Source organism: Baekduia sp. (genome assembly GCF_035996765.1).
Lineage (GTDB): Bacteria > Actinomycetota > Thermoleophilia > Solirubrobacterales > Solirubrobacteraceae > Baekduia.
In genome coordinates, this window is record NZ_DASYJG010000027.1 from 1 (window position 1) to 20,169 (window position 20,169).

A 20,169-nucleotide genomic window follows, 5' to 3' on the forward strand; every position below is an offset into this window, starting at 1 on the left:
CTACTCCCGAGACGATCGCAACCACCCCGCCGGTGCTGACCGAGAACGAGCAGCTGCGGGGGATCAACGCCGACTACACCGAGCGCTACGGCTTCCACGACGCCGAGAACTATCTCTACAAGGCGCCGAAGGGCCTCACCGCGGAGCTGGTGGCCAGGATCTCAGAGTTCAAGTCAGAGCCCCAGTGGATGCGCGACTTTCGCATCAAGGCGCTGGAGTACTTCCTGGCCCGCCCGATGCCGACCTGGGGATCGCCGATGCTCGCCGAGGTCGACTTCGACGACATCCACTACTTCGTGCGCGCTTCCGAGCGTGCTGAGCGCTCCTGGGACGACGTCCCCGAGGACGTCAAGAAGACGTTCGACCGGCTGGGCATCCCTGAGGCCGAGCGCAAGTTCCTTTCCGGCGTCGGCGCGCAATACGAGTCCGAGGTCGTCTACCACCAGGTCCGTGAGGACCTGGAGCAGCAGGGCGTGATCTTCAAGGACATGGACTCCGGCCTGCGCGAGCACGAGGATCTCGTTCGCGAGTACTTCGCCACCATCATCCCGGCCAACGACAACAAGCTGGCGGCGCTGAACTCCGCCGTGTGGTCGGGAGGCTCGTTCGTCTACGTCCCACCGGGGGTGCACGTCGACATGCCCCTCCAGGCCTACTTCCGCATCAACACCGAGTCGATGGGCCAATTCGAGCGCACGCTGATCATCGCCGACGAGGGCTCCTACGTGCACTACGTCGAGGGCTGCACGGCGCCGACGTGGTCGTCGGACTCGCTGCACTCCGCGGTGGTCGAGCTGATCGCCAAGCCGGGCGCGCGCATCCGCTACACGACGGTCCAGAACTGGTCCAACAACGTCTACAACTTGGTCACCAAGCGCGCGATCGCCGAGACCGACGCGACGGTCGAGTGGGTCGACTGCAACCTCGGCTCCAAGCTCACGATGAAGTACCCGGCCGTCTACCTGATGGGTGAGCGGGCCCACGGCGAGGTGCTGTCGATCGCCTTTGCCGGCGAGGGCCAGCACCAGGACGCGGGCGCCAAGATCGTGCACGCCGCGCCGAACACGACGTCCAACATCTTCGCCAAGTCGATCTCCAAGGACGGCGGGCGCTCGTCGTACCGCGGCCTGCTCGAGGTTGCCAAGGGCGCGCACGGCTCGAAGTCGAAGGTCGTGTGCGACGCGCTGCTGCTCGACGAGCACAGCCGCTCGGACACCTACCCGACGATCCGCATCGGCGAGGACGACGTCGACGTCGGGCACGAGGCCACGGTCTCCAAGGTCGGCGACGAGCAGCTCTTCTACCTCATGTCGCACGGGCTGACCGAGGAGGAGGCGGGCAAGTTGATCGTCAACGGCTTCATCGAGCCGATCGTCAAGGAGCTCCCGATGGAGTACGCCGTCGAGATGAACCGGCTGATCGAGTTGCAGATGGAGGGCTCCATTGGCTAGCGCGGTCGCGGCTTCGGTGCCGCAGCTTCACGTCGAGGTGCCTGCCTTCAAGGGCACGCCCGGCTGGGAGTTCACCCCCATCGACAAGCTGGACCTCGCGCAGTTCCCGACGGCTGTCGCGGCCGGCGCGGACGCCGAGCACAAGGTGCTCTTCGCGCCTGAAGGCGCGGTGGGTCCTTCTGACTCAGAGCCGACGTCGGAGGGGCCGATCGTCGCTCCGCTGCGCGTCGCGCTGGAGCGCCACGCCGAGGTCGTCGGGCGCCACTTTGGCACCGTCGTGCGTCCTGGCTTCTTCGCCAACGCCAACGCCGAGCAGTGGACCGACGGCACGCTCGTCTACGTCCCGCGCAACACGAAGGTCGACGCGCCGATCCTGATCACCACGATCCAGGACAAGCCCGGCACGACGCTGCACCACCGCACGCTGATCGTGCTGGAGGAGGGCGCCGAGGCCGAGGTCTGGGACCAGGTCTCCTCGGCGCACGACGAGGAGGCAGTCGTCAACGGCGTCGTCGAGATCGTCGTCGGCGACAACGCGACGCTGCACTACGTCGGCGCCCAATCACTGAACGAGAAGACGTGGGTCTTCGGCGCCCAGCGCGCCGTCGTCGCCAAGGACGCGCAGCTGGACTGGACGACGCTCGCCTTCGGCGGTGCCAACGGCAAGGTCTTTTTGGAGTCGACGCTCGACGGCCAGGGCTCGCACGCCAAGGTCACCGGCGCTTACGCCACGCGCGGACGCCAGCACGTCGACTACGACACGCTGCAGGAGCACGCGGCGCCCGACACGGTGAGCGATCTGGCCTTCCGTGGTTTGATCAGCGGCCGCTCCTCGGCCGTCTGGCGCGGGATGATCAAGGTCGACCCGGGCGCCCAGCGCACCGACGCCTTCCAGGAGGCACGCAACCTCCTGCTCGGCAAGAAGGCCCACGCCGACGCGATCCCCGGTCTGGAGATCCTCGCCGACGACGTGCGCTGCACGCACGCCGCGGCCATCGCCCAGATCGACCCGGAGCAGATCTTCTACCTGCGCTCGCGCGGATTGTCGAAGACGACCGCGGAGCGCTTGGTGGTCGAGGGCTTCCTCGGCGCGATCGTCGAGCGCTACGACGAGGGCCCGGTCCGCGACGCGATCGCGGGGGCGCTGGAGCTGCGGCTGGGCGAGGTGCTCGGTTAGCTACTCGGCTGAGGCGGGCGCGGCCGGCGCGACGGACGCCAGCGCCGCGGCCAGCTCGTCGACGCCCACGTAGTCCAACCCAAGCGCGTGGATCTTGGCCCAGGCGATCGTGCCGTCGGCGTCGATGATGAACGTCGCGCGCTGGGTTCCGAGGACCGGCCGGGTCACGCCGTAGGCCCGTGCGACGGCCTTGTCGGGATCGGCCAGCAGCGGCACGGTCAGACCGTGATGCGAGGTGAACTCGCGGTGGGACTCCACGTCCTGGCCGGAGATGCCGACAACAACGGCGTCCAGCGCCGACATGTCGTCCGCACGATCGCGATACGAGCAGAACTGCTTCGTGCAGACCGGCGTCTCGTCGCCCGGGTAGAACAGCAACACGACGCGTTGGCCGCGATGCTCGCTGAGCCGGAACGGCCCATCGGTGCCCACCAGTTCGAAGTCCGGGGCGGTGTCGCCCACGCGCGGTCCCTTGGCCATGACGTGCAACTGTAGAGAACCCGTGGACCAGTGGATCGCCGAAAGTTCAGCTTCGATCGCCGACCGCGCCGGGCGTGAGCTCGAGGCGCTCGTGGGCGTCTCCTCGCCCTCGGGCGATGTCAGCGGCGCGCAGGAGGCCGCGGCGATCGCCGCGGCGCTGCTGCCAGACGGTGCGACCACCGAACGCGTCCCGTGCTCCTCGCCCGACCACGCGCCCGATCTTCTCGCGCGCGTGCGCGGCACCGGCACGCGCCGCGTCCTTCTGCTCGGCCATCTCGACACGGTCGTCGCCCACGACGAGCACCGCGTCCTCGAGCGCGATCCACAAGACCCCGACCGCCTCTACGGCTCGGGCACGGTCGACATGAAGGGCGGCGACATCCTCGCCCTCGGCGTCCTGCGCGCGCTGGCCACCCGGCCCGACCTCTTCGCCGAGATCGCGCTGCTGCTCGTCGTCGACGAGGAGTGGCGCGTCGGCCCATTCGGCCACGTCGACCGCTTCGCCGGCTTCGACGCCTGCCTCTGCTTCGAGGCCGGCGAGCGCGACGCCGACGGCAACGACGCGGTCGTCGTCAAGCGCAAGGGCGCCGGCACCGTCGAGGTGCTGGCCCACGGCCGCAGCGCGCACTCCGGCTCGGCCCCCGACAAGGGCGTCAACGCGCTGCTCGCGCTCGCGACCGCCGCCCAGGCCATCGCCGCCCAGCACGATCCGCACGGCGATGATCGCCTCACCGCCGTCCCGACCGTCGTGCGCAGCGGCGACGCGTTCAACGTCGTCCCCGCGGCCGGGCGGCTGATCGCCGACGTCCGCGCCGATCGCCTCGACGCCTTCGCCCGCGTCCTCGACGCCGTCCCCGCCGATGTCGGCGGCGCGACCCTCACCAAGCGCCTCGTCCGCGAGTGGCCGGGCATGGACGCCCGTGAGGCGACCGCGCCGCTGCTGGCTTGCGCGAGCGCGTTTCTCGGCCGGCCCGTCATCGCCGCGCAACGCGGTGGCGCCAGCGACGCCAGCCACTTCGCGGCGACGATCCCGCTGACCGTCGACGGGCTCGGCCCGCGCGGTGGAGCGGCGCACAACCCCGGCGAGTTCGTGCTCGCCTCCTCGCTGCGGACCCGCACCGAGGTCGCGCTGGCGGTGGCACTCGCCGCCCTGCAGCCACCTCCCCCGGTCGCGTGAGTCAGGCAGCGGACGTCGTTATGACGACAAACGGCCGCAGGCTTCGCTACGCTTCCGCCGTCGTTTGACCAGCCGAATCCCTGACGAGCAATCGCCGGGGAGCGGGGGACCCACTGGCCCGAGATATCGGGCATGGGGCGAATCATCGCGATCAGCGAAGTAGCGCCACTCTCTTGGCGCGAGCCCGACAGCTAACCCCGTAGGCGCCCAAAGAGAGGGGTAAGTTCCGTTGTCGCGCCTGCCGTTCCGCTCGACCGCGTTCTGCGTCTTCTACGCGTTCGCTGCCGCTTGTTTCCTGTTTCTCCCCGCCATCGCCGGGGCTGACACCCCGGTTGCCGCCCCGCAGACCACAGCCCCGGCTGCGACGGCGGCCAAGAAGGTGGGAAGCAGGACGCTGCGCGACGGTGACCACGGCCCGCGCGTCAAGGCGCTCCAGACGCTGCTCACGCAGGCGGGCTTCAAGACCGCGACCGACGGCAGCTTCGGCGCCACCACCGTCAAGGTCGTGCGCCGCTTCCAGCGCGCCGCCCGCCTCAGGGCGACGGGGGTCGCCGACGGCAGGACGATCGCCGCCCTGAAGGGCGCGACCGACGGCTCGGCCGCCAAGAACGCCAGCGGCGGCTTCGACGTCCGCTCCACCGTGACCGGCACCTACCACCTCGGCGACCGCATCCCGCTGCGCAAGGGGATGAGCGGCCACGACGTCAAGATCCTTCAGGACTACCTCAAGCGCGCGGGCTTCACGACATCGGTCGACGGGGAATACGGCGCCGGCACGGTCAAGAGCATCAAGCAGTTCGAGACCGATCAGCAGGTCGACGTCGACGGCATCACCGACGCCGCCGACATCGACCTGCTGCGCTCGCTGGTCGACGGCGACGACTCCACCGCCACGGGCTCGACCTCGCCGGCGCCGGCGGCGCTCACGCCCGGCTCCAAGGCGACCGTCGGCAGCGACGGCCTCGCCGTCGCGCCGGCCGACGCGCCCGACCAGGTCAAGCAGATCATCGCCGCGGGCAACGAGATCGCCAAGACGCCCTACCACTACGGCGGCGGCCACGGCAAATGGCAGGACTCCGGCTATGACTGCTCGGGCTCGGTCTCCTACGCGCTGCACGGCGCCGGCCTGCTGGACTCGGCGCTGACCTCCGGCGACTTCGCCGGCTGGGGCGACAAGGGTCCCGGCCAGTGGGTGACCATCTACGCCAACAGCGGCCACGTCTACATGGTCGTCGCCGGGCTGCGCTTCGACACCAGCGGCCGCTCGGGGACCGGCTCGCGCTGGCAGACCGCCTCGCGCCCGGCCAGCGGGTACACGGTCGTGCATCCGCCCGGGCTCTAGGCACCAGTTTCCGCAGGGGTACACGGAGGCGGTGGGCGCTCGGGAGGCGCGCACCGCCTCCGCCATGCGGCCACGTCGGATAGAACCCCGCGCGTGACCACGCCCGCTCGCCGTCCCCATCCGCCCACCTCGCCAGACGAGGAGCTGCTGGGCACCAAGCGCCGCGCCGTGCTCGCGACCCGCACCGAGGCCGAGCGCCTGGAGCGCATCGGCCACGACCTCGAGGCCGGCTTCGAGGCGCTGCGCGATCTCGGCCCGGCCGTGACGTTCTTCGGATCGGCGCGCGTCAGGCCCGTGGATCCGTATTACGCCCAGGGCCGCGAGATCGCCCGCCGCGTCGGTGGCGAGGGCTTCGCGATCATCACCGGCGGCGGACCCGGCCTGATGGAGGCGGCCAACCGCGGTGCGCAGGACGCGGGCGTGACGTCGGTTGGGTTGAACATCATGTTGCCCTTCGAGCAGGCGCCGAACCCCTACCAGGACATCGCGCTGACCTGCGAGTTCTTCTTCACGCGCAAGATGATGTTCGTGCGCTACGCGACCGCGTTCGTCGTCCTGCCCGGCGGCTTCGGCACGCTCGACGAGCTCTTCGAGGCGCTCGTCCTCGAGCAGGTCGACAAGATCCGCGACTTCCCCATCATCTTGGTCGGCACCTCGTACTGGACCGGGCTGGTGGAGTGGATCGGCGATCGGCTGCTCGCCGAGGGCATGGTCGGCGAGCGCGACGTCGCGCTGCTGACGGTGACCGATGATCCCGACGAGGTCGTGCGCGCCGTCTGCGATGCGCGCGACGTGCAGGAGCGCTGAGCGGGGCGCAGAACCGGGAGGGATGTCCTCGGTCGTTCGCGTTCGCGCTGCGCTGCTCGCCCTCCTCTGTGGCGGCATGCTCCTGCCCGCGGCGGCGGCCCAGGCGCGGGTCGCGCTAATCGCCACCGGGACGAACGACGTCGCGCTGCTGGACGTCGCGACCGGCAAGATCAGCCGGAAGGTCGCGCTCCCCGGCCCGACCACGGCCGTGGCGGTGACCCGCGACGGCAAGGTGGGCTTTGCCGCCGGCGGCGGCGCGCTGCTGGCCATCGACCTGCGTGGCGCCGACGTCACGGTGCCGATGACGACCAGCACCGCGCCCAGCGGCGGCGCGGTCGCCGCCGACACCGGCCCCAAGCAGCTGGCGGCCGGCGCGCCGATCGTCGCCCTCGGCGTCTCGCCCGGCGGAAGCGACGTGTACGCCATCTCCGGAACGCATCTGCTCCGCGTCGACGCGCGGACGCTCGCCGTCGACCGCACGATCGCTCTGCACGGCAAGGCGCTCGCGCTCGCGATCTCCCGCGACGGCTCACTCGCGGCCATCCCGCTGAAGGGCGGCCGCGTCGCGATGGTCGACCTCCGGCGGCCGAAGCTGCTGCGGCGCGTCACGGTCAAGGGCGCCGCCGGCGCGGCCTTCGCTGCGGGTCGCGCCTGGATCACCACGACCGACGGCCGGCTGCGCACGATCACACCCGGCGCCAAGAAGGCGTCCAAGGGCAAGGGCATTGCCTTGGGCAAGGGCGCCGGCGGCGGCATCGCGCTCTCCCCCGACGGCACCCAGCTGGCGATCGGCGCTGCCGCCAACGGCGCGAAGGCCGCGTTCGTCGACGTCGCCACCCGCGCCGTCCACCACCTCCGCGCCGGCCGCGGGCCCGGCGTGCCGGCCTGGGCACCGGACGGCAGTCGCGTTTACGTCGCCGATCGCGGCGCCGGCACGCTCTCGCTCGTGAGCCCCTACGCGCATCGCCGCCTCGGGACCGTCGCGTTGCCCGCCGGCCTCAAGGCGGTCGACGTCACCATCCAGCCCGGCCTGGCGCTCGTGCTCGGCACCGAGGGCGCCGACGTGCTGCTCGGCACGCGCAGCCCCGACCTCCTCGAAGGCCTCGGCGGCGACGACCGCCTCGTCGGCGGGCGCGACAACGACATCTTGCACGGCGGCGACGGCAACGACGTCCTGGAGGGCGGCCCCTACGACGACCGGCTCGACGGCGGCGCCGGCGACGACCACCTCAACGGCTCCTCGGGCAACGACGCCATCAACGGCGACGACGGGATCGACACGGCGACCGGCGGCACCGGCGACGACCGCATCCACGGCGGCCCGGGCGACGACCACCTCGATGGCGGTGCCGGCGACGATCGCATCTACGGCGAAGACGGCAACGACTTCATCGACGGCGGGAGCTTCGGCAACGACGCGCGCCTCTACGGCGGCGACGGCGACGACACGATCCACGGCGGCCGCGGCTCCGACCGCCTCATCAAGGGCAACGCGGGCAACGACAAGCTCTACGGCGAGTCCGGCACCGAGCACATCCTCGGCGGCGATGGCGACGACCTCATCGACGGCGGCACCGCGCGCGATCTGCTGGAGGGCAACAACGGCTCCGACACGATCGCCGGCGGCACGGGCGCCGACTACATAGACGGCGGCGCCGGCGCCGACCTCCTCGACGGTGGTGACGACGCCGACGAGATCTACGGCGAGACCGGCGCCGACACGATCATCGGCGGTCCAGGTCCAGACATCATCGACGCGGGCGACGGCGACGACACGATCCGCGTGGCCGACGACAGCTCCGACAGCGTCGACTGCGGTGACGGCAACGACACCGTCTACGTCGAAGCGACCGCGCCCACGCGCGACCGCCTCGTCGGCTGCGAGTCGGTCGTGCCGATCCCACCCGAGGCCGCGACCGGCACGACGACCACCTCGCTGATCCGCGGCACGCCGAAGAACGATCTGCTGCGCGGAACGCCAGGCCCGGACTCGCTCTTCGGCAAGCAGGGCGACGATCGCATCTTCGGCGGCGGAGGCGATGACTACGTCGACGGCGAGTGGGGCGCCGACGAGCTCCACGGCGGCGCCGGCGACGACACGATCGCCGGCCGCTCCGGCGACGACCGCATCTTCGGCGAGGACGGCGACGACCAGATCACCGGCGACCGCGGTGCCGACCACATCTCCGGCGGCGCCGGGAACGACACGATCTTCGGCAACCTCGGCCCCGATGTGATCGCCGGCGGCTCCGGCGACGACCGCGTCAACGTGGTCCGCGGGGAGATCGACACGGTCCGCTGTGGCTCTGGCCACGACATCGTCTTGGCCGACGGCCACGACCGTGTGGCGGCCGACTGCGAGGATGTGCGGCGGTAGCCACCACGATCGCCCATGCCCGAGGACGCCCTGCACCCGACGCGCTCCGTGCGCATCCCGCTCGACGAGCTCGTCGTGCGCGCGTCGCGCTCCTCCGGCCCAGGCGGCCAACACGCCAACGTGACCGCGTCGCGCATCGAGGTCAGCTTCGACGTCGCCGCCTCCGAGGCGCTCAGCGAGGAGCAGAAGCGTCGGGTCATCGGCCGCTGCGGGCCGGTCGTCCGCGCGGTCGCGCAGGACGCTCGCAGTCAGGCGCGCAATCGCGAGCTCGCCTTGGCGCGGCTGGAGGAACGTCTGGCCCGCGCGCTGCACGTCGCCCGGCCACGCCGCGCGACCAAGCCGACCAAGGCGTCCAAGACCCGTCGTCTGGAGGCCAAGAGCCAGCGCGGGTCGGTCAAACGCGCCCGCCGCCGCCCCGCGGCGGAGGACTGACCGCCGCTGGACCGTTTATCGGGACGTCCGCACGGGAACGTGGTTCCTATGACGGTCGCTACCTCCATTCGCCCCGTGCCTGCCGACACGACGCGTGCGCCCTTGTCTGATGCGCAGATGCTTGCCGCCTATGCCGAGAGCCGCGATCCGCGGCTGCGTGAGGCGCTCGTCGAGCGCTTCCTGCCGCTGGCGCGCTCGATCGCCAAGCGCTATCGCAAGGCCGAGGAGCCATTCGACGACCTGCTGCAGGTCGCCAGCCTCGGCCTGTTGAAGGCCGTCGATCGCTTCGACCCCGCGCGCGGCATTGCGTTCTCGAGCTTCGCCGTCCCCACGATCGTCGGCGAGCTGCGCCGGCACTTCCGCGACCGCTGCTGGTCGGTCCGCCCGCCGCGCGAGCTGCAGGAGCGCGCGCTGGAGGTCGACAAGTACCGCACCGAGCTGACCACGCGCCTCGGTCGCTCGCCGTCCGTGCGCGAGCTCGGCCAGGCGCTGGAGCTCGACGACGAGCAGGTCCTCGAGGCGCTGCAGGCCCAGCAGGGCATGCGCGCCGCTTCGCTGGATGCCCCGCGCAGCACCCGCGAGGACAACGACGCCACGCTGGCCGACGCCCACGGCACGCTCGATCCCGAGTTGGCGCGCGCCGAGCACCGTGCGACGCTGGCCCGCCTCTTCGAGCGCCTCGACGAGCGCGAGCAGCAGGTGCTGCGCCTGCGCTTCGAGGAGGACCTCACCCAGGAGCAGATCGGCAGGACCGTCGGCGTCTCCCAGATGCAGGTCTCGCGGATCATCCGCGGCGCCGTCGCCAAGCTCTCGGCTGCGCACGGCCAGCCGGCCTAGACGCCGCGCAGACCCCGGCCCCACCCAGGCCGCCGCCGGGATATGGTCCATCCATGAGCGGCAACCTCGCCACGATCCTGACCAACTCGGCCGCCAAGCACGGCGACCGGGTGGCTCTCAAACTCGACGACGCGGAGTTCAACTACGCGTTGCTCGACGAGGCCAGCGCGCGCGTCGCGACCATGTTGAAGGCCAAGGGCCTGCAGCCCGGCGACCGCGTCGGGATCATGCTGCCCAACGTTCCGTACTTTCCGGTCGCCTACTACGGCGTGCTGCGCGCGGGCGGCGTCGTGGTTCCGATGAACGTCCTGCTCAAGGGGCGCGAGGTCGGCTACTACCTCAAGGATCCCGGCGCGAAGATCGTCTTCGCCTGGCACGACTTCCTGGAGGCCGCGCAGACCGGCGCCGACGAGGCGGGCGCCGAGATCATCGTGGTCAAGCCGGGCGAGATCGAAGGCCTCATCTTCGAGCACGAGCCCGACCCGGACGTCGCGGTGGTCGACGACGAGGCCACCGCGGTCATCCTCTACACCTCGGGCACGACCGGCCAGCCCAAGGGCGCCGAGCTGACCCACGCCAACCTGATGAAGAACGCCGCGACGGCGGTCGGCCTGTTCTCGCTCGACGAGACCGTCGTCGTCCTCGGCGCGCTGCCGTTGTTTCACTCCTTCGGCCAGACCTGCGGCATGAACGCCACGACGATGGCGGGGGGTTGCCTCACGCTCATCCCCCGCTTTGAGCCCGCCAAGGCGCTGGAGATCATCCAGCGCGACAAAGTCTGCGTGTTCGAGGGCGTGCCGACGATGTACGGCGCGATGTTGCATCTGCCCAACCGCGAGGGCTACGACGTCTCGTGCCTGCGCGTCTGCGCTTCGGGCGGCGCGGCGCTGCCCGTCGAGCTGTTGCGCGGCTTTGAAGAGGCCTTCGGCTGCAAGGTGCTCGAGGGCTACGGCCTGAGCGAGACCTCGCCGGTCGCCTCCTTCAACCACCCTGACAAGGAGCGCAAGGCGGGGTCCATCGGCACGCCGATCGCCGGCGTCGAGATGAAGCTCGTCGACGAGGACGACCACGAGGTCGCCGCCGGCGAGGTGGGGGAGATCGTCATCCGCGGCCACAACGTCATGAAGGGCTACTGGAACAAGCCCGACGCGACCGCCGAGGTCATGAAGGGCGGCTGGTTTCACAGCGGCGACATGGCCAAGGTCGATGAGGACGGGTACTACTTCATCGTCGATCGCAAGAAGGACCTCATCATCCGCGGCGGCTACAACGTCTACCCGCGCGAGATCGAAGAGATGCTCTACGAGCATCCCGCAGTCCGTGAGGCGGCGGTGGTCGCGGTGCCGCACGACGATCTTGGTGAGGAGGTCGGCGCGGCCGTCGTGCTCAAGGACGGCGAGGAGGTCGATGCCGCGACGCTGCAGGCCTACATGAAGGAGAACGTTGCGGCCTACAAGTACCCGCGTCACATCTGGTTTCTCGACGAGCTGCCCAAGGGCCCGACCGGCAAGATCCTCAAGCGGGAGATCGCTGTACCGGAAGGCGCCGACAAGACCTAGGCAACAAGGTCGTAGCGCTGAGATTCACCGTCCACTCACGGACAAACGTGGTGGATCCTGGTAGGTTGCGCGCGACCGGCCGGGGATGAGATCCGGCGTAGCGCAGTATTTGGAGGAACTCGCTGACATGGCCAGCGGAACCGTGAAGTGGTTCAGTGACGACAAGGGCTTCGGCTTTATCACGCCGGATGAGGGCGGGAAGGACTTGTTCGTCCATCACAGCGCCATCATCGCCGACGGCTACCGCTCGCTCCCTGAGGGCGCGCGGGTGACGTACGAGGAAGAGGCCGGGGACAAGGGTCCCAAGGCCGTCAACGTGCAGCGCAGCTGACGGCGGCGCCAACAACATGAAGAACGCGCGAAGGCCCGCTCACCGGCGGGCCTTCGTCGTTCCTGATGACGTGCTCAGTGGTCTGCGACGGTGCCGTCGGGCGGATCCAGCGGCAGGCCGGCGTCGTGCCAGGCCTGCAGGCCGCCGGTCAACGAATAGGCCTCGTAGCCGGCGCGGCGAAAGGCCTGGGCGGCCATCAGCGATCGAGAGCCCAGCCGGCACTGGAAGACCACCGGCTTGTCCTTGTCGATCGTCGTCGCCTGCGAGCTGAGGTGCTCCAGCCCGATGTGGCGGACGTCGCCGGGGATGCGGCCGGCGTCCCACTCGTACTGCTCGCGGACGTCGATCAGCTGCACCTCACCGGCGTCGAAGCGCTGCTTGACGGTTTCGGGGGTGACTTCCAGCTCGGGGTCAGACAACGGGTGCTCGCTCATGATCGGGGTGGCTACCTCCGATCGTGAGTCTAGGAAAGTCAGGAGCTGGTCAGCACGAACCGGCCCGCGAGCCGGTGCAGCTCGTCGGCGCTGCGGGTGAGCTCCTGAGCGGAGGCCACGATCTCTTGGGTGGAGGCGACCGTCTGCTGGCTGGAGGCGGCGACTTCCTGGGCGGCGGCCGAGGACTGCTCGGCGACCGAGGCGACCTCTCCGACGTCGGCGTCGACGCGCTGGGAGCCCTCGGCGATCGCACCGATCGCGGCGGCGATCTCGGCGACGCGGCCGCTGGTGACCTCGACGGCCTCGCCGATCTCAGCGAACGACGCGCGTGCCGCCTCGACGGTGGCGACGCCGTCCTCGGTGCTGGCCGCGCCGTCTTCGACGACGGTCACCGCACGCTCGGTCTCGGTCTGGATCTCGGCGATCAGCGAGGCGATCGAGCCGGCCGCCTGCTGGCTCTCTTCGGCCAGCTTGCGGACCTCTTCGGCGACGACCGCGAAGCCGCGGCCCTGCTCGCCGGCGCGGGCGGCCTCGATGGCCGCGTTCAAGGCCAACAGGTTGGTCTGCTGCGCGATGCCGCCGATGGTGTCGACCATCGAGCCGATGCGCAGCGAGCGCTCGCCGAGCGCGCGGATCGTCCGCGTGACCTCGGCCGACGCGCCGCTGACGGCGAGCATCGCCGCGCTGGCGGCGCCGACGGCGGCGGCGCCGTCGTGGGCCAGCTCTCTCGCGCGGGTCGCCTGGTCGGCGGCCTCGGCCGCGCCGCGGGCGGACTCCTGGGTGGCGTGGGCGACGTCGGTGCTCAAGCCGCGCACCTCGACGACGGCCGCAACCTGGCGCTCGGCGCCGGAGGCGACCTCGGCCACGGCGCGGGCGATCTCGTCGACCGCGCGGCCGGCCTCGTCGGCGTCGATGACGACGCGGCCGGAGACGTCGGCGACGGTCTCGGCGGCGATCGACAGGTCGGAGACCATCGAGCGCAGGCCCTCGGTCATCGCCGAGAGCGAGCGGCGCAGCTCGTCGCGCTCGGAGCGCGGCTCCATCTGGCTGGAGAGGTCGCCGCCGGCGACGCGCCCGGCGTGGGCGGCGATGGCGCGCAGCTCGATGAGCATGCGCTGGACGGCGCCGGCCGAGCGGCCGACCTCGTCGAAGTCGTGGATGAGGAGGTCGATGTCGGGGTTGAGATCCCCGTCGGCGATCGAGTTGGCGGCGTGGGAGATCGCGGTCAGACGCTTCTTGATCTCGATCTGGGACCACAGCGCCATCGCCACGACGCAGAGCAGCAGGGTGATCGTGCAGACCAGGAACGCGAGCCTGGCGCTGTGGACGCCGTCTGCGATGTGCCGCGCGTCGATGCTCGAGATCGCGTGCAACACGATCACGATCTCGGCGCTGACGACCACGAGCAGCGCGACGACGGCCAGCAGGATCCGCATCCGGGTGGATGCGAGTCGGCTGACCTTGGGGGTCCGATCGACCTCGGTCATGCCTGAGGGGGTCGGCTAAACGGGGCCGTTCTTGAGTGCCAACGCGCCGCTGTCAGCCCCAGAAGAGGTTGAACAGACCGAATTGCTGTTCGGGGTTCCAGGCCACCACCGGGCCCAGGCGCATGCGCAGCGCGTCGTTGAGCCGGACGAAGCGCCAGGCGTGCAGCGCGTCGGACGCCGCCTGGTTGCCGTCGGGGACGATCAGTGTTCCGGCGGCTGGTCCGCTGGTGGCGGCGGCCATCAGCGCGACGCCCTGCTCGGGCGCCAGCGCGGCGATGGCGGTTCCGGCGCCCCACGGCGATGCGATCGCCCAGCCGGCGAGCCCGTACGGGCCGCCGCCGACGGCCACGCCGGCCAGCGGGTGGATCGTGTCCAGGACGTTGTCGCGCCGCTCGCCGGTGACCGCTTGGTCGAGGCTCTTCAAGCGCTGGCGGTCGCCGTCGCCGAGGCGTTGGAGGTCGATCGGAGGAGCGGCGCCGGCCACGCCGCGCCAGGCCACGGCGCGCTCCTCGGCGACGAAGCCCAGCTGCTCGTAGACCGGGCGGCCCGCCTCGGTGGCGTAGAGCAGGACGGTCCGCGCGCCGCGACCGCGCAGCCAGCGCACGGCGGCCTCGGTCAGCGCGGCGCCGAGCCCGCGCCGGCGCGCCTCGGGAGCGACGCCGAGCGCGCCGATCCAGCCGGTGTTCGCAAAGGCCGCACAGCAGGCGACGCCGATGACGCTGGCGCCGTCGCCCTCGGCGACGAGGATCGCTCCGTCGGGCGAGCGGCGCGGGAACTCCAGCAGCCGCGCGACCTGGGTGCCGAAGCCGGCGCGGCGCAGCACGTCGACCGCGAGCGGAACCTCACGGTCGGTGGCAGGACGAATCGCCGATGCGAGCCGCACCGGCCGGACCCTACTCAGCGGGTGCGGCGGGTTGCTTTAGTAGCGCGGTGGCGGATCGACGTAGCGGTCACGTGTGACAACCGTCTCCCGGCGCGAATAGGCAAAGGTCATGAAGAGCGAGATGACCAGGCCGAGGATGCCGACGATCAACAGGATCAGCCCGACGGTCGCCAGGTTCACCCCGCTGATCGCGTCTGAGACGGCGTAGCGGAGGATCGCGCCTGCGGCGATGAGGAAGAGCGAGGTTCCAATACCCATGGGCCTCGTGCTACCCCGGATGAATACGCTTCATCCCATGAGCACGACCGTGACCGATGTCTACGAGATCCCGCAGGAGCACAAGGACTTCCGCGACCTCGTCCGCCAGATCGCCGTGGAGCGCGTCACGCCGCGGGCCGCCGAGATCGACGCCAAGGACGAGTACCCGTGGGACATCCGGGAGCTGCTCGCCGAGAACGACATCCTCTCGCTGCCCTACGCGGAGGAGTTCGGCGGAACCGGAACCGGGACGCTAATGCTCCAGATGGCGGTGGAGGAGCTCGCGAAGGCGTCGGCCTCGGTCGCGCTGATCCTGATGGTCCAGGAGCTGGGGTCGCTGCCGATCCAGCTCTTCGGCTCCGATGAGCTCAAGGCGCGGTTTCTGCCCAAGTGCGCGACCGGCGAGTGGTCGCCGGCGTTCTGCTTGAGCGAGTCGGAGTCGGGCTCCGACGCTGCGGGCATGCGCACGACCGCGCACCTGGACGGTGACGAGTGGGTCATCAACGGCACCAAGTCGTGGATCACCAACGCCGGCGTCGCCGACTTCTACGTGGTCTTCGCGGTGACCGATCGCGAGAACCGCCGCGTCACCGCGTTCGTGGTGGAGAAGGACCGTCCCGGCTTCTCGGTGCCCAAGTACGAGCACAAGCTCGGCATCCACGGCTCGCCCACCGGCCAGCCGGTCTTCGACGACGTGCGCGTCCCGGCCGAGAACGTCATCGGCGAGGTCGGCCGCGGGATGTCGGTTGCTTTGGGGACCCTCGAGCGCACGCGGCTGGGCGCGGCCGCCCAGGCTGTCGGCATCGCCCAGGGCGCCATCGACTACGCCGTGCAGTACGCCAAGGAGCGCACCGCGTTTGGCAAGCCGATCATCGAGTTGCAGGGGTTGCAGTTCAAGCTCGCCGACATGCAGACGCGGACCGCCGCGGCGCGCGAGCTCCTGTACAAGGCGTGCGCGAAGATGGATCGCGGCGAGAGCGACAAGGCGATGTACTCGTCGATGGCCAAGCTCTTTGCCTCTGACACCGCCATGTATGTGACGGTCGAGGCCGTCCAGGTGCTCGGTGGCTACGGCTACGTGACCGAGTACCCGGTCGAGCGGATGATGCGCGACGCGAAGATCACCCAGATCTACGAGGGCACCAACGAGGTCCAGCGCGTCGTGATCGCACGCCAGCTGGCCAAGTAGTTCCGCGGAGAGCGGCTCACGGGCCAGTACGCTGGGGCGCAGCCATGTCGCTGCGCCGCACCGCCTTTGCCGCCGTGATCGCCATGAGCCTCGGGCTCACGATCATCGTCGTGCTGCAGAACGGGTTCAGCACGATCGGCATGCTGCGGCTGGTCGAGGTGCTCGGGGTGTTGATCGTCGCGGGCGCCGCGCTGCTTGGTGCGATGGCGATCGTCGGGGTGCGGCTGGCGGATTGGCGCGAGCCGGAGTCCGAGGAGGAGTTCGAGCGCGTGGTGTTGCGCGCCGAGCGGCTGGCGCGCGAGGGGACGGCGGCGGAGCCAACGGAGGGCGAGTTCCTGGAGCTCGATCCGTATGACGACGCGGACTTCGAGGAGCTCGTCCGCGATGCGATGGACGACCTGCCGGATCTGCTGCGGGCTGCTTTGGACCGCAACGTCGCGGTCGTCATCTCGGACAAGGGCCGGCGGTACGGGGCCTACGGGCTCTACAACGGCGATGGCGCGACGCGGGATGAGTACCCGGACAAGATCCTGATCTTCCGCGACACGCTGCGGCGGGATTTTGGGCATGACCCGGATTTGCTGCGCCATCAGGTGATGGTGACGGTGCGCCATGAGCTGGCGCATCACATTGGGTTTGATGAGTTGGGTGTGCGTGATCTAGGGCTGTGATCTGAGGGGCGCCTCGACGCCGCTCGCGGCGTCATCGCACCGGACAGGTGCGTTCGCACGATGTCCGGCACTCTTCCTTGCGAGCGACGCCGATTCGCACCTCAGATCTCAGCCCTGGGCTGGGTGTTGGGAGCGCCGTCGTGGCGCGTCATGTTGGTGGCGTTCCGCGCGGGGCGCTGGCCGGGGTGCAGTGCGTGGTCCGTTTGGCATCGAGGATGGAATCCGCGTTGGCGTTGCTTCCTGCGCCTGCGGGCGTCCGCCGGCGCCCGGGAGGGGTGGGCCTGTCTACGGACGCATGTGGTCTGCAGACGGGCCCGCGGGTCCGGTTCGATGGTCGACGACAGACGTGGGCCTGTATCCGGTCGTGTGCCGTCCGCAAACAGGCCCACCCCTCCCGGGCGCTGGCGGAAGACGTGGGGCGTCGCGTGTCGCCGACTCGTTCTCACTCCTCGGTGCCGACGGACCACGCGGCGCGCCCCGACTACGCCTGCGCTGAACGCCACTGGCGCCCCGCTTGACAACTGTTCCGAACACCGGAACACTGCCGCGATATGGCCGTCGCCCGCTCTTCCCTACCCGAGCAGGTCTTCCGGCAGCTCGTCGCCGCGGTGCTCGATGGCCGCTACGCGCCCGGCGATCGGCTGCCGCCGCAGCGCGCGCTTGCGGCGGACCTGGGCGTCAACATGGCGTCGCTGCGGGAGGGCATCAAGCGCTTGGAGCAGCTGCGGCTTGTCGACGTCAAACATGGCGATGCGATGCGGGTGCAGGACTGGCGCGCGAACTCCGGGCTCGACGTGCTGGCCTATGCGGTCACCGTCGACCCGGCGCTGACCGGCGCGCTGTTCGAGGCGCGGCGGCTGCTGCTGGTCGAGTCGGCGCGGCTGGCGGCCGAGCGCCGTGGCCGGACGCATGAACGGACGCTGCTCGAGCTCGCCGAAGCGTTTGCGACCGCCGAGGACGACGCCGCGGCGCAATTGGTCGACCTGGCGTTCATGGCGACGGTCATCGACGCGGCGGGCAACCTCGTCTTCACGTTGATCCTCAACTCGATCCGCGAGCTCTACCTCGGCCACCTCGAGCGGTTTCGCCCGATCGTCATCGGTCGCGAGGAGTTGGCGCCGCTGTACCGGCGCGCTGCGCGGGCGATCGCGGCAGGGGAGGGCGGGCGCGCCGCGTCGGCCGTCGAGCGGTTGGCGACGGCCCAGGAGCAGCGGATGCTCGACTCCCACGCAGAGGAGGGCTCGCGGTGAGCGCGTTTCCGCACCGCGGCGCCTTCGGAGGCGACTCGGCGTGACCGTTCTGTCGCCGCGAGAGGCGTCGATCTTCGCCTGCGTCGCCGACACGCTGCTAGCGCCCGCGCCGCCGCTGCCGCCGATCGACAAGACCGACGCGGTCCGGGCCTTCGACGCCTGGCTGGCCCTCGCCCCGCCGATCAACCGCATGGGGTTGCGCGCCGTGTTGCTAGGGCTGGAGATCGCACCGCGCCTCACGCGGGCACGGACCCGCTGGCGCCGGCTCTCGCCACCGGCGCGCCTCGCCGTGCTGGACCGCCTCGCGCAGCGGCCCGGCGGCCGCACGCTGGTCGAGGCCCTGCGCGCCTCGGCGGCCGTGAGCTACTACGGCGATGCGCAGGTCTCCGCGCTGCTGGGCTATGTCCCGGGCTCGCTGGCCGCTTCGACGCGCTCGCTGCCGGAGGCAGGCCGGTGATGCGGCGCGTTTCCTGCGCGCTGCGCCGTCCGCTGCCGGAGGCCGCTCCGTGAGCCTGCTCACCGAGCCGATCACCGGCGGCGTCATCGACGGTGCGCGCCTCAGCGGCGAGCGCCACGTGCGCGCCGACGTCTGCATCGTCGGCTCCGGGGCCGGCGGTGGGCCCGTGGCCCGGGCGCTGGCTGAGGCCGGGCAGCGCGTGGTCGTGCTCGAAGACGGCCGAGCCTTCGCCCAGCACGAGCTGACCGCGCGCCCGCGCGACATGACCGCGCTGCTCTACCGCGATGCCGGTCAGAGCGCGACAGCGGGAACGCCGACGATCATGCTCCCCACCGGTCGCGCGGTCGGCGGCACGACGCTCGTCAACTCCGGCACCTGCTTCCGCGCCCCGGCCGCCGTCCAGGAGCAATGGGCGACCGAGCTCGGCCTTGACGTGCTCGCGCCGGGGACGTTGGACGATGTCTACGCCCGCGTGGAGGAGACCATCGGCGTCGCCCGCGTCACCGAGGAGCTCGCGGGCGCCAACGCCCTGATCGCCAAGCGCGGCGCCGAGAAGCTCGGCTGGTCGGGCCACTTCCTGCATCGCAATGCGCGCGGCTGCGTCGGCTCTGGCGTCTGCGCCTTCGGCTGCCCGACGGGCGCCAAGCAGCACGCCGGCGAGGCCTACATGAACGCCGCGCACGCGGCGGGCGCCACGACCTACACCTGCTCGCGCGCGCGGCGCGTCCTGTTCAACGATGACAACACCACCGCCCGCGGCATCCTCGCCACCACGCGCGGCGGCGGCCGCCTGACCATCGACGCACCCGTCGTCGTCCTCGCCGCCGGCACGCTGCACACGCCTGGGCTGCTCGCTGCCAGCGGCATCGCCAACCCATGGCTCGGCCGCAACCTCTCGATCCACCCCGCCACCGCCGTCTGGGGGCTGATGGACGAGGTGGTGGACATGGCCCGCGGCGTCCCGCAGTCCTACGGCATCGACGAGTTCGCCGACGAGGGCATCATGTTGGAGGGGATCGCGGGACCGCCCGACTACCTGGCGATGGCCGTCCCGTTCTCGGGTCCTGCGCACCGCGAGCTGATGCTCGAGTACCGCAACATCGCCCAGTTCGGGATGATGATCCGCGACACCACACGCGGCCACATTCCCACCGGGAAGCTGGCCCGCCGCGCCGGACGCCCGATCGTCCGCTATGACTTGAACGCGCAGGACACCGCGACCGTCGCCCGCGGGATCGAGCGGCTCGCGCAGCTGCTCTTCGCCGCCGGCGCACGCCGGGTCATCCTGCCCGTCGGCGCCGTGCCCGAGCTGCGCGACGGCGACCTCCAACCGCTGCGCGACCACACCGTGACCGCACGCGAGCTCAAGTTGATGGCCTTCCATCCGCTCGGCACCGCGCGCATGGCCGCACGCGCGTCCGATGGCGTCCTCGACGCCGACGGCGCGCCCCACGGAACGACCAACTTGTACGTCTGCGACGGCAGCGCCGTCCCGACCGCGCTGGGCGTCAACCCCCAGCTGACCATCATGGCTCTCGCCACCCGACTGGCCGACCGGCTGCTCGCGTGA

The 20,169-nt window shown here is 70.8% G+C and carries 20 protein-coding genes and 1 riboswitch; of the genes, 15 read left to right on the plus strand and 5 right to left on the minus strand.

The window, feature by feature from the left end:
* Window positions 1-14: 14 nt before the first annotated feature.
* Both sufB and sufD read left to right on the plus strand, forming a co-directional pair.
* Window positions 15-1,451 (plus strand): Fe-S cluster assembly protein SufB, encoded by a 1,437-nt coding sequence (gene sufB, locus VGO10_RS05610; RefSeq protein WP_349258921.1) that lies wholly within the window; start codon window positions 15-17, stop codon window positions 1,449-1,451.
* A 16-nt stretch (window positions 1,452-1,467) separates the two neighbouring features.
* Window positions 1,468-2,628 carry a Fe-S cluster assembly protein SufD gene (gene sufD / locus VGO10_RS05615; protein WP_327466036.1) on the plus strand — a complete coding sequence of 387 codons (1,161 nt, stop codon included), beginning with the start codon at window positions 1,468-1,470 and terminating at the stop codon, window positions 2,626-2,628.
* Here sufD and VGO10_RS05620 read toward each other — a convergent pair whose 3' ends face one another.
* Window positions 2,629-3,108, minus strand: a complete 480-nt coding sequence (locus tag VGO10_RS05620; protein WP_327466037.1) for a peroxiredoxin — start codon at window positions 3,106-3,108, stop codon at window positions 2,629-2,631. It lies immediately after the preceding gene.
* 22 nt (window positions 3,109-3,130) lie between these two features.
* Here VGO10_RS05620 and VGO10_RS05625 point away from each other — a divergent pair, with 22 nt between their 5' ends.
* From VGO10_RS05625 to VGO10_RS05660, 8 genes are all read left to right on the plus strand, one after another.
* The gene (locus VGO10_RS05625; protein ID WP_327466039.1) at window positions 3,131-4,285 is read left to right on the plus strand and encodes a M20/M25/M40 family metallo-hydrolase; all 1,155 of its coding nucleotides are present in this window, start codon (window positions 3,131-3,133) and stop codon (window positions 4,283-4,285) included.
* Window positions 4,286-4,345: 60 nt separating this feature from the next.
* Window positions 4,346-4,507: riboswitch (cyclic di-AMP (ydaO/yuaA leader) on the plus strand.
* Between the two features lie 7 nt (window positions 4,508-4,514).
* A complete protein-coding gene (locus VGO10_RS05630; RefSeq protein ID WP_327466041.1) occupies window positions 4,515-5,627 on the plus strand; it encodes a peptidoglycan-binding domain-containing protein in 1,113 nt (370 codons plus the stop codon).
* 93 nt (window positions 5,628-5,720) lie between these two features.
* Complete coding sequence (locus VGO10_RS05635) at window positions 5,721-6,434, plus strand: TIGR00730 family Rossman fold protein (protein WP_327466043.1); 714 nt, start codon at window positions 5,721-5,723, stop codon at window positions 6,432-6,434.
* A 22-nt stretch (window positions 6,435-6,456) separates the two neighbouring features.
* Complete coding sequence (locus VGO10_RS05640) at window positions 6,457-8,811, plus strand: calcium-binding protein (protein WP_327466045.1); 2,355 nt, start codon at window positions 6,457-6,459, stop codon at window positions 8,809-8,811.
* A gap of 15 nt (window positions 8,812-8,826) precedes the next feature.
* A complete protein-coding gene (arfB, locus tag VGO10_RS05645) occupies window positions 8,827-9,243 on the plus strand; it encodes an alternative ribosome rescue aminoacyl-tRNA hydrolase ArfB (RefSeq protein ID WP_327466047.1) in 417 nt (138 codons plus the stop codon).
* A 75-nt stretch (window positions 9,244-9,318) separates the two neighbouring features.
* Entirely contained in the window at window positions 9,319-10,080 is a 762-nt protein-coding gene (locus tag VGO10_RS05650; RefSeq protein WP_327466049.1) for a SigB/SigF/SigG family RNA polymerase sigma factor, read from the plus strand.
* Window positions 10,081-10,133: 53 nt separating this feature from the next.
* On the plus strand, window positions 10,134-11,639 hold the full coding sequence (locus tag VGO10_RS05655) for a long-chain fatty acid--CoA ligase (protein WP_327466051.1): 1,506 nt from the start codon (window positions 10,134-10,136) through the stop codon (window positions 11,637-11,639).
* Between the two features lie 127 nt (window positions 11,640-11,766).
* Window positions 11,767-11,970, plus strand: a complete 204-nt coding sequence (locus VGO10_RS05660) for a cold-shock protein (RefSeq protein ID WP_327466053.1) — start codon at window positions 11,767-11,769, stop codon at window positions 11,968-11,970.
* Window positions 11,971-12,044: 74 nt separating this feature from the next.
* Here the strand turns inward: VGO10_RS05660 and VGO10_RS05665 are convergent, their stop codons facing one another.
* From VGO10_RS05665 to VGO10_RS05680, 4 genes are read right to left on the minus strand one after another with little or no spacing between them, the layout of a single operon-like run.
* Window positions 12,045-12,404, minus strand: coding sequence for a rhodanese-like domain-containing protein (locus VGO10_RS05665; protein WP_327466055.1), 360 nt, complete (start codon window positions 12,402-12,404; stop codon window positions 12,045-12,047).
* Window positions 12,405-12,442: 38 nt separating this feature from the next.
* Window positions 12,443-13,891, minus strand: coding sequence for a methyl-accepting chemotaxis protein (locus VGO10_RS05670; RefSeq protein WP_327466057.1), 1,449 nt, complete (start codon window positions 13,889-13,891; stop codon window positions 12,443-12,445).
* A gap of 52 nt (window positions 13,892-13,943) precedes the next feature.
* Entirely contained in the window at window positions 13,944-14,774 is an 831-nt protein-coding gene (locus tag VGO10_RS05675; RefSeq protein WP_327466059.1) for a GNAT family N-acetyltransferase, read from the minus strand.
* Between the two features lie 36 nt (window positions 14,775-14,810).
* Entirely contained in the window at window positions 14,811-15,032 is a 222-nt protein-coding gene (locus VGO10_RS05680) for a DUF6458 family protein (protein ID WP_327466061.1), read from the minus strand.
* Window positions 15,033-15,069: 37 nt separating this feature from the next.
* Here VGO10_RS05680 and VGO10_RS05685 point away from each other — a divergent pair, with 37 nt between their 5' ends.
* The 5 genes from VGO10_RS05685 to VGO10_RS05705 all read left to right on the plus strand — a co-directional run bounded on the left by VGO10_RS05685 (window position 15,070) and on the right by VGO10_RS05705 (window position 20,169).
* Complete coding sequence (locus tag VGO10_RS05685; RefSeq protein WP_327466063.1) at window positions 15,070-16,221, plus strand: acyl-CoA dehydrogenase family protein; 1,152 nt, start codon at window positions 15,070-15,072, stop codon at window positions 16,219-16,221.
* A gap of 44 nt (window positions 16,222-16,265) precedes the next feature.
* A complete protein-coding gene (locus VGO10_RS05690) occupies window positions 16,266-16,892 on the plus strand; it encodes a metallopeptidase family protein (protein WP_327466065.1) in 627 nt (208 codons plus the stop codon).
* A 551-nt stretch (window positions 16,893-17,443) separates the two neighbouring features.
* Window positions 17,444-18,142 (plus strand): FadR/GntR family transcriptional regulator, encoded by a 699-nt coding sequence (locus tag VGO10_RS05695; RefSeq protein ID WP_327466067.1) that lies wholly within the window; start codon window positions 17,444-17,446, stop codon window positions 18,140-18,142.
* 40 nt (window positions 18,143-18,182) lie between these two features.
* Window positions 18,183-18,599 carry a hypothetical protein gene (locus tag VGO10_RS05700; RefSeq protein WP_327466069.1) on the plus strand — a complete coding sequence of 139 codons (417 nt, stop codon included), beginning with the start codon at window positions 18,183-18,185 and terminating at the stop codon, window positions 18,597-18,599.
* Window positions 18,600-18,648: 49 nt separating this feature from the next.
* Entirely contained in the window at window positions 18,649-20,169 is a 1,521-nt protein-coding gene (locus VGO10_RS05705) for a GMC family oxidoreductase (RefSeq protein ID WP_327466071.1), read from the plus strand.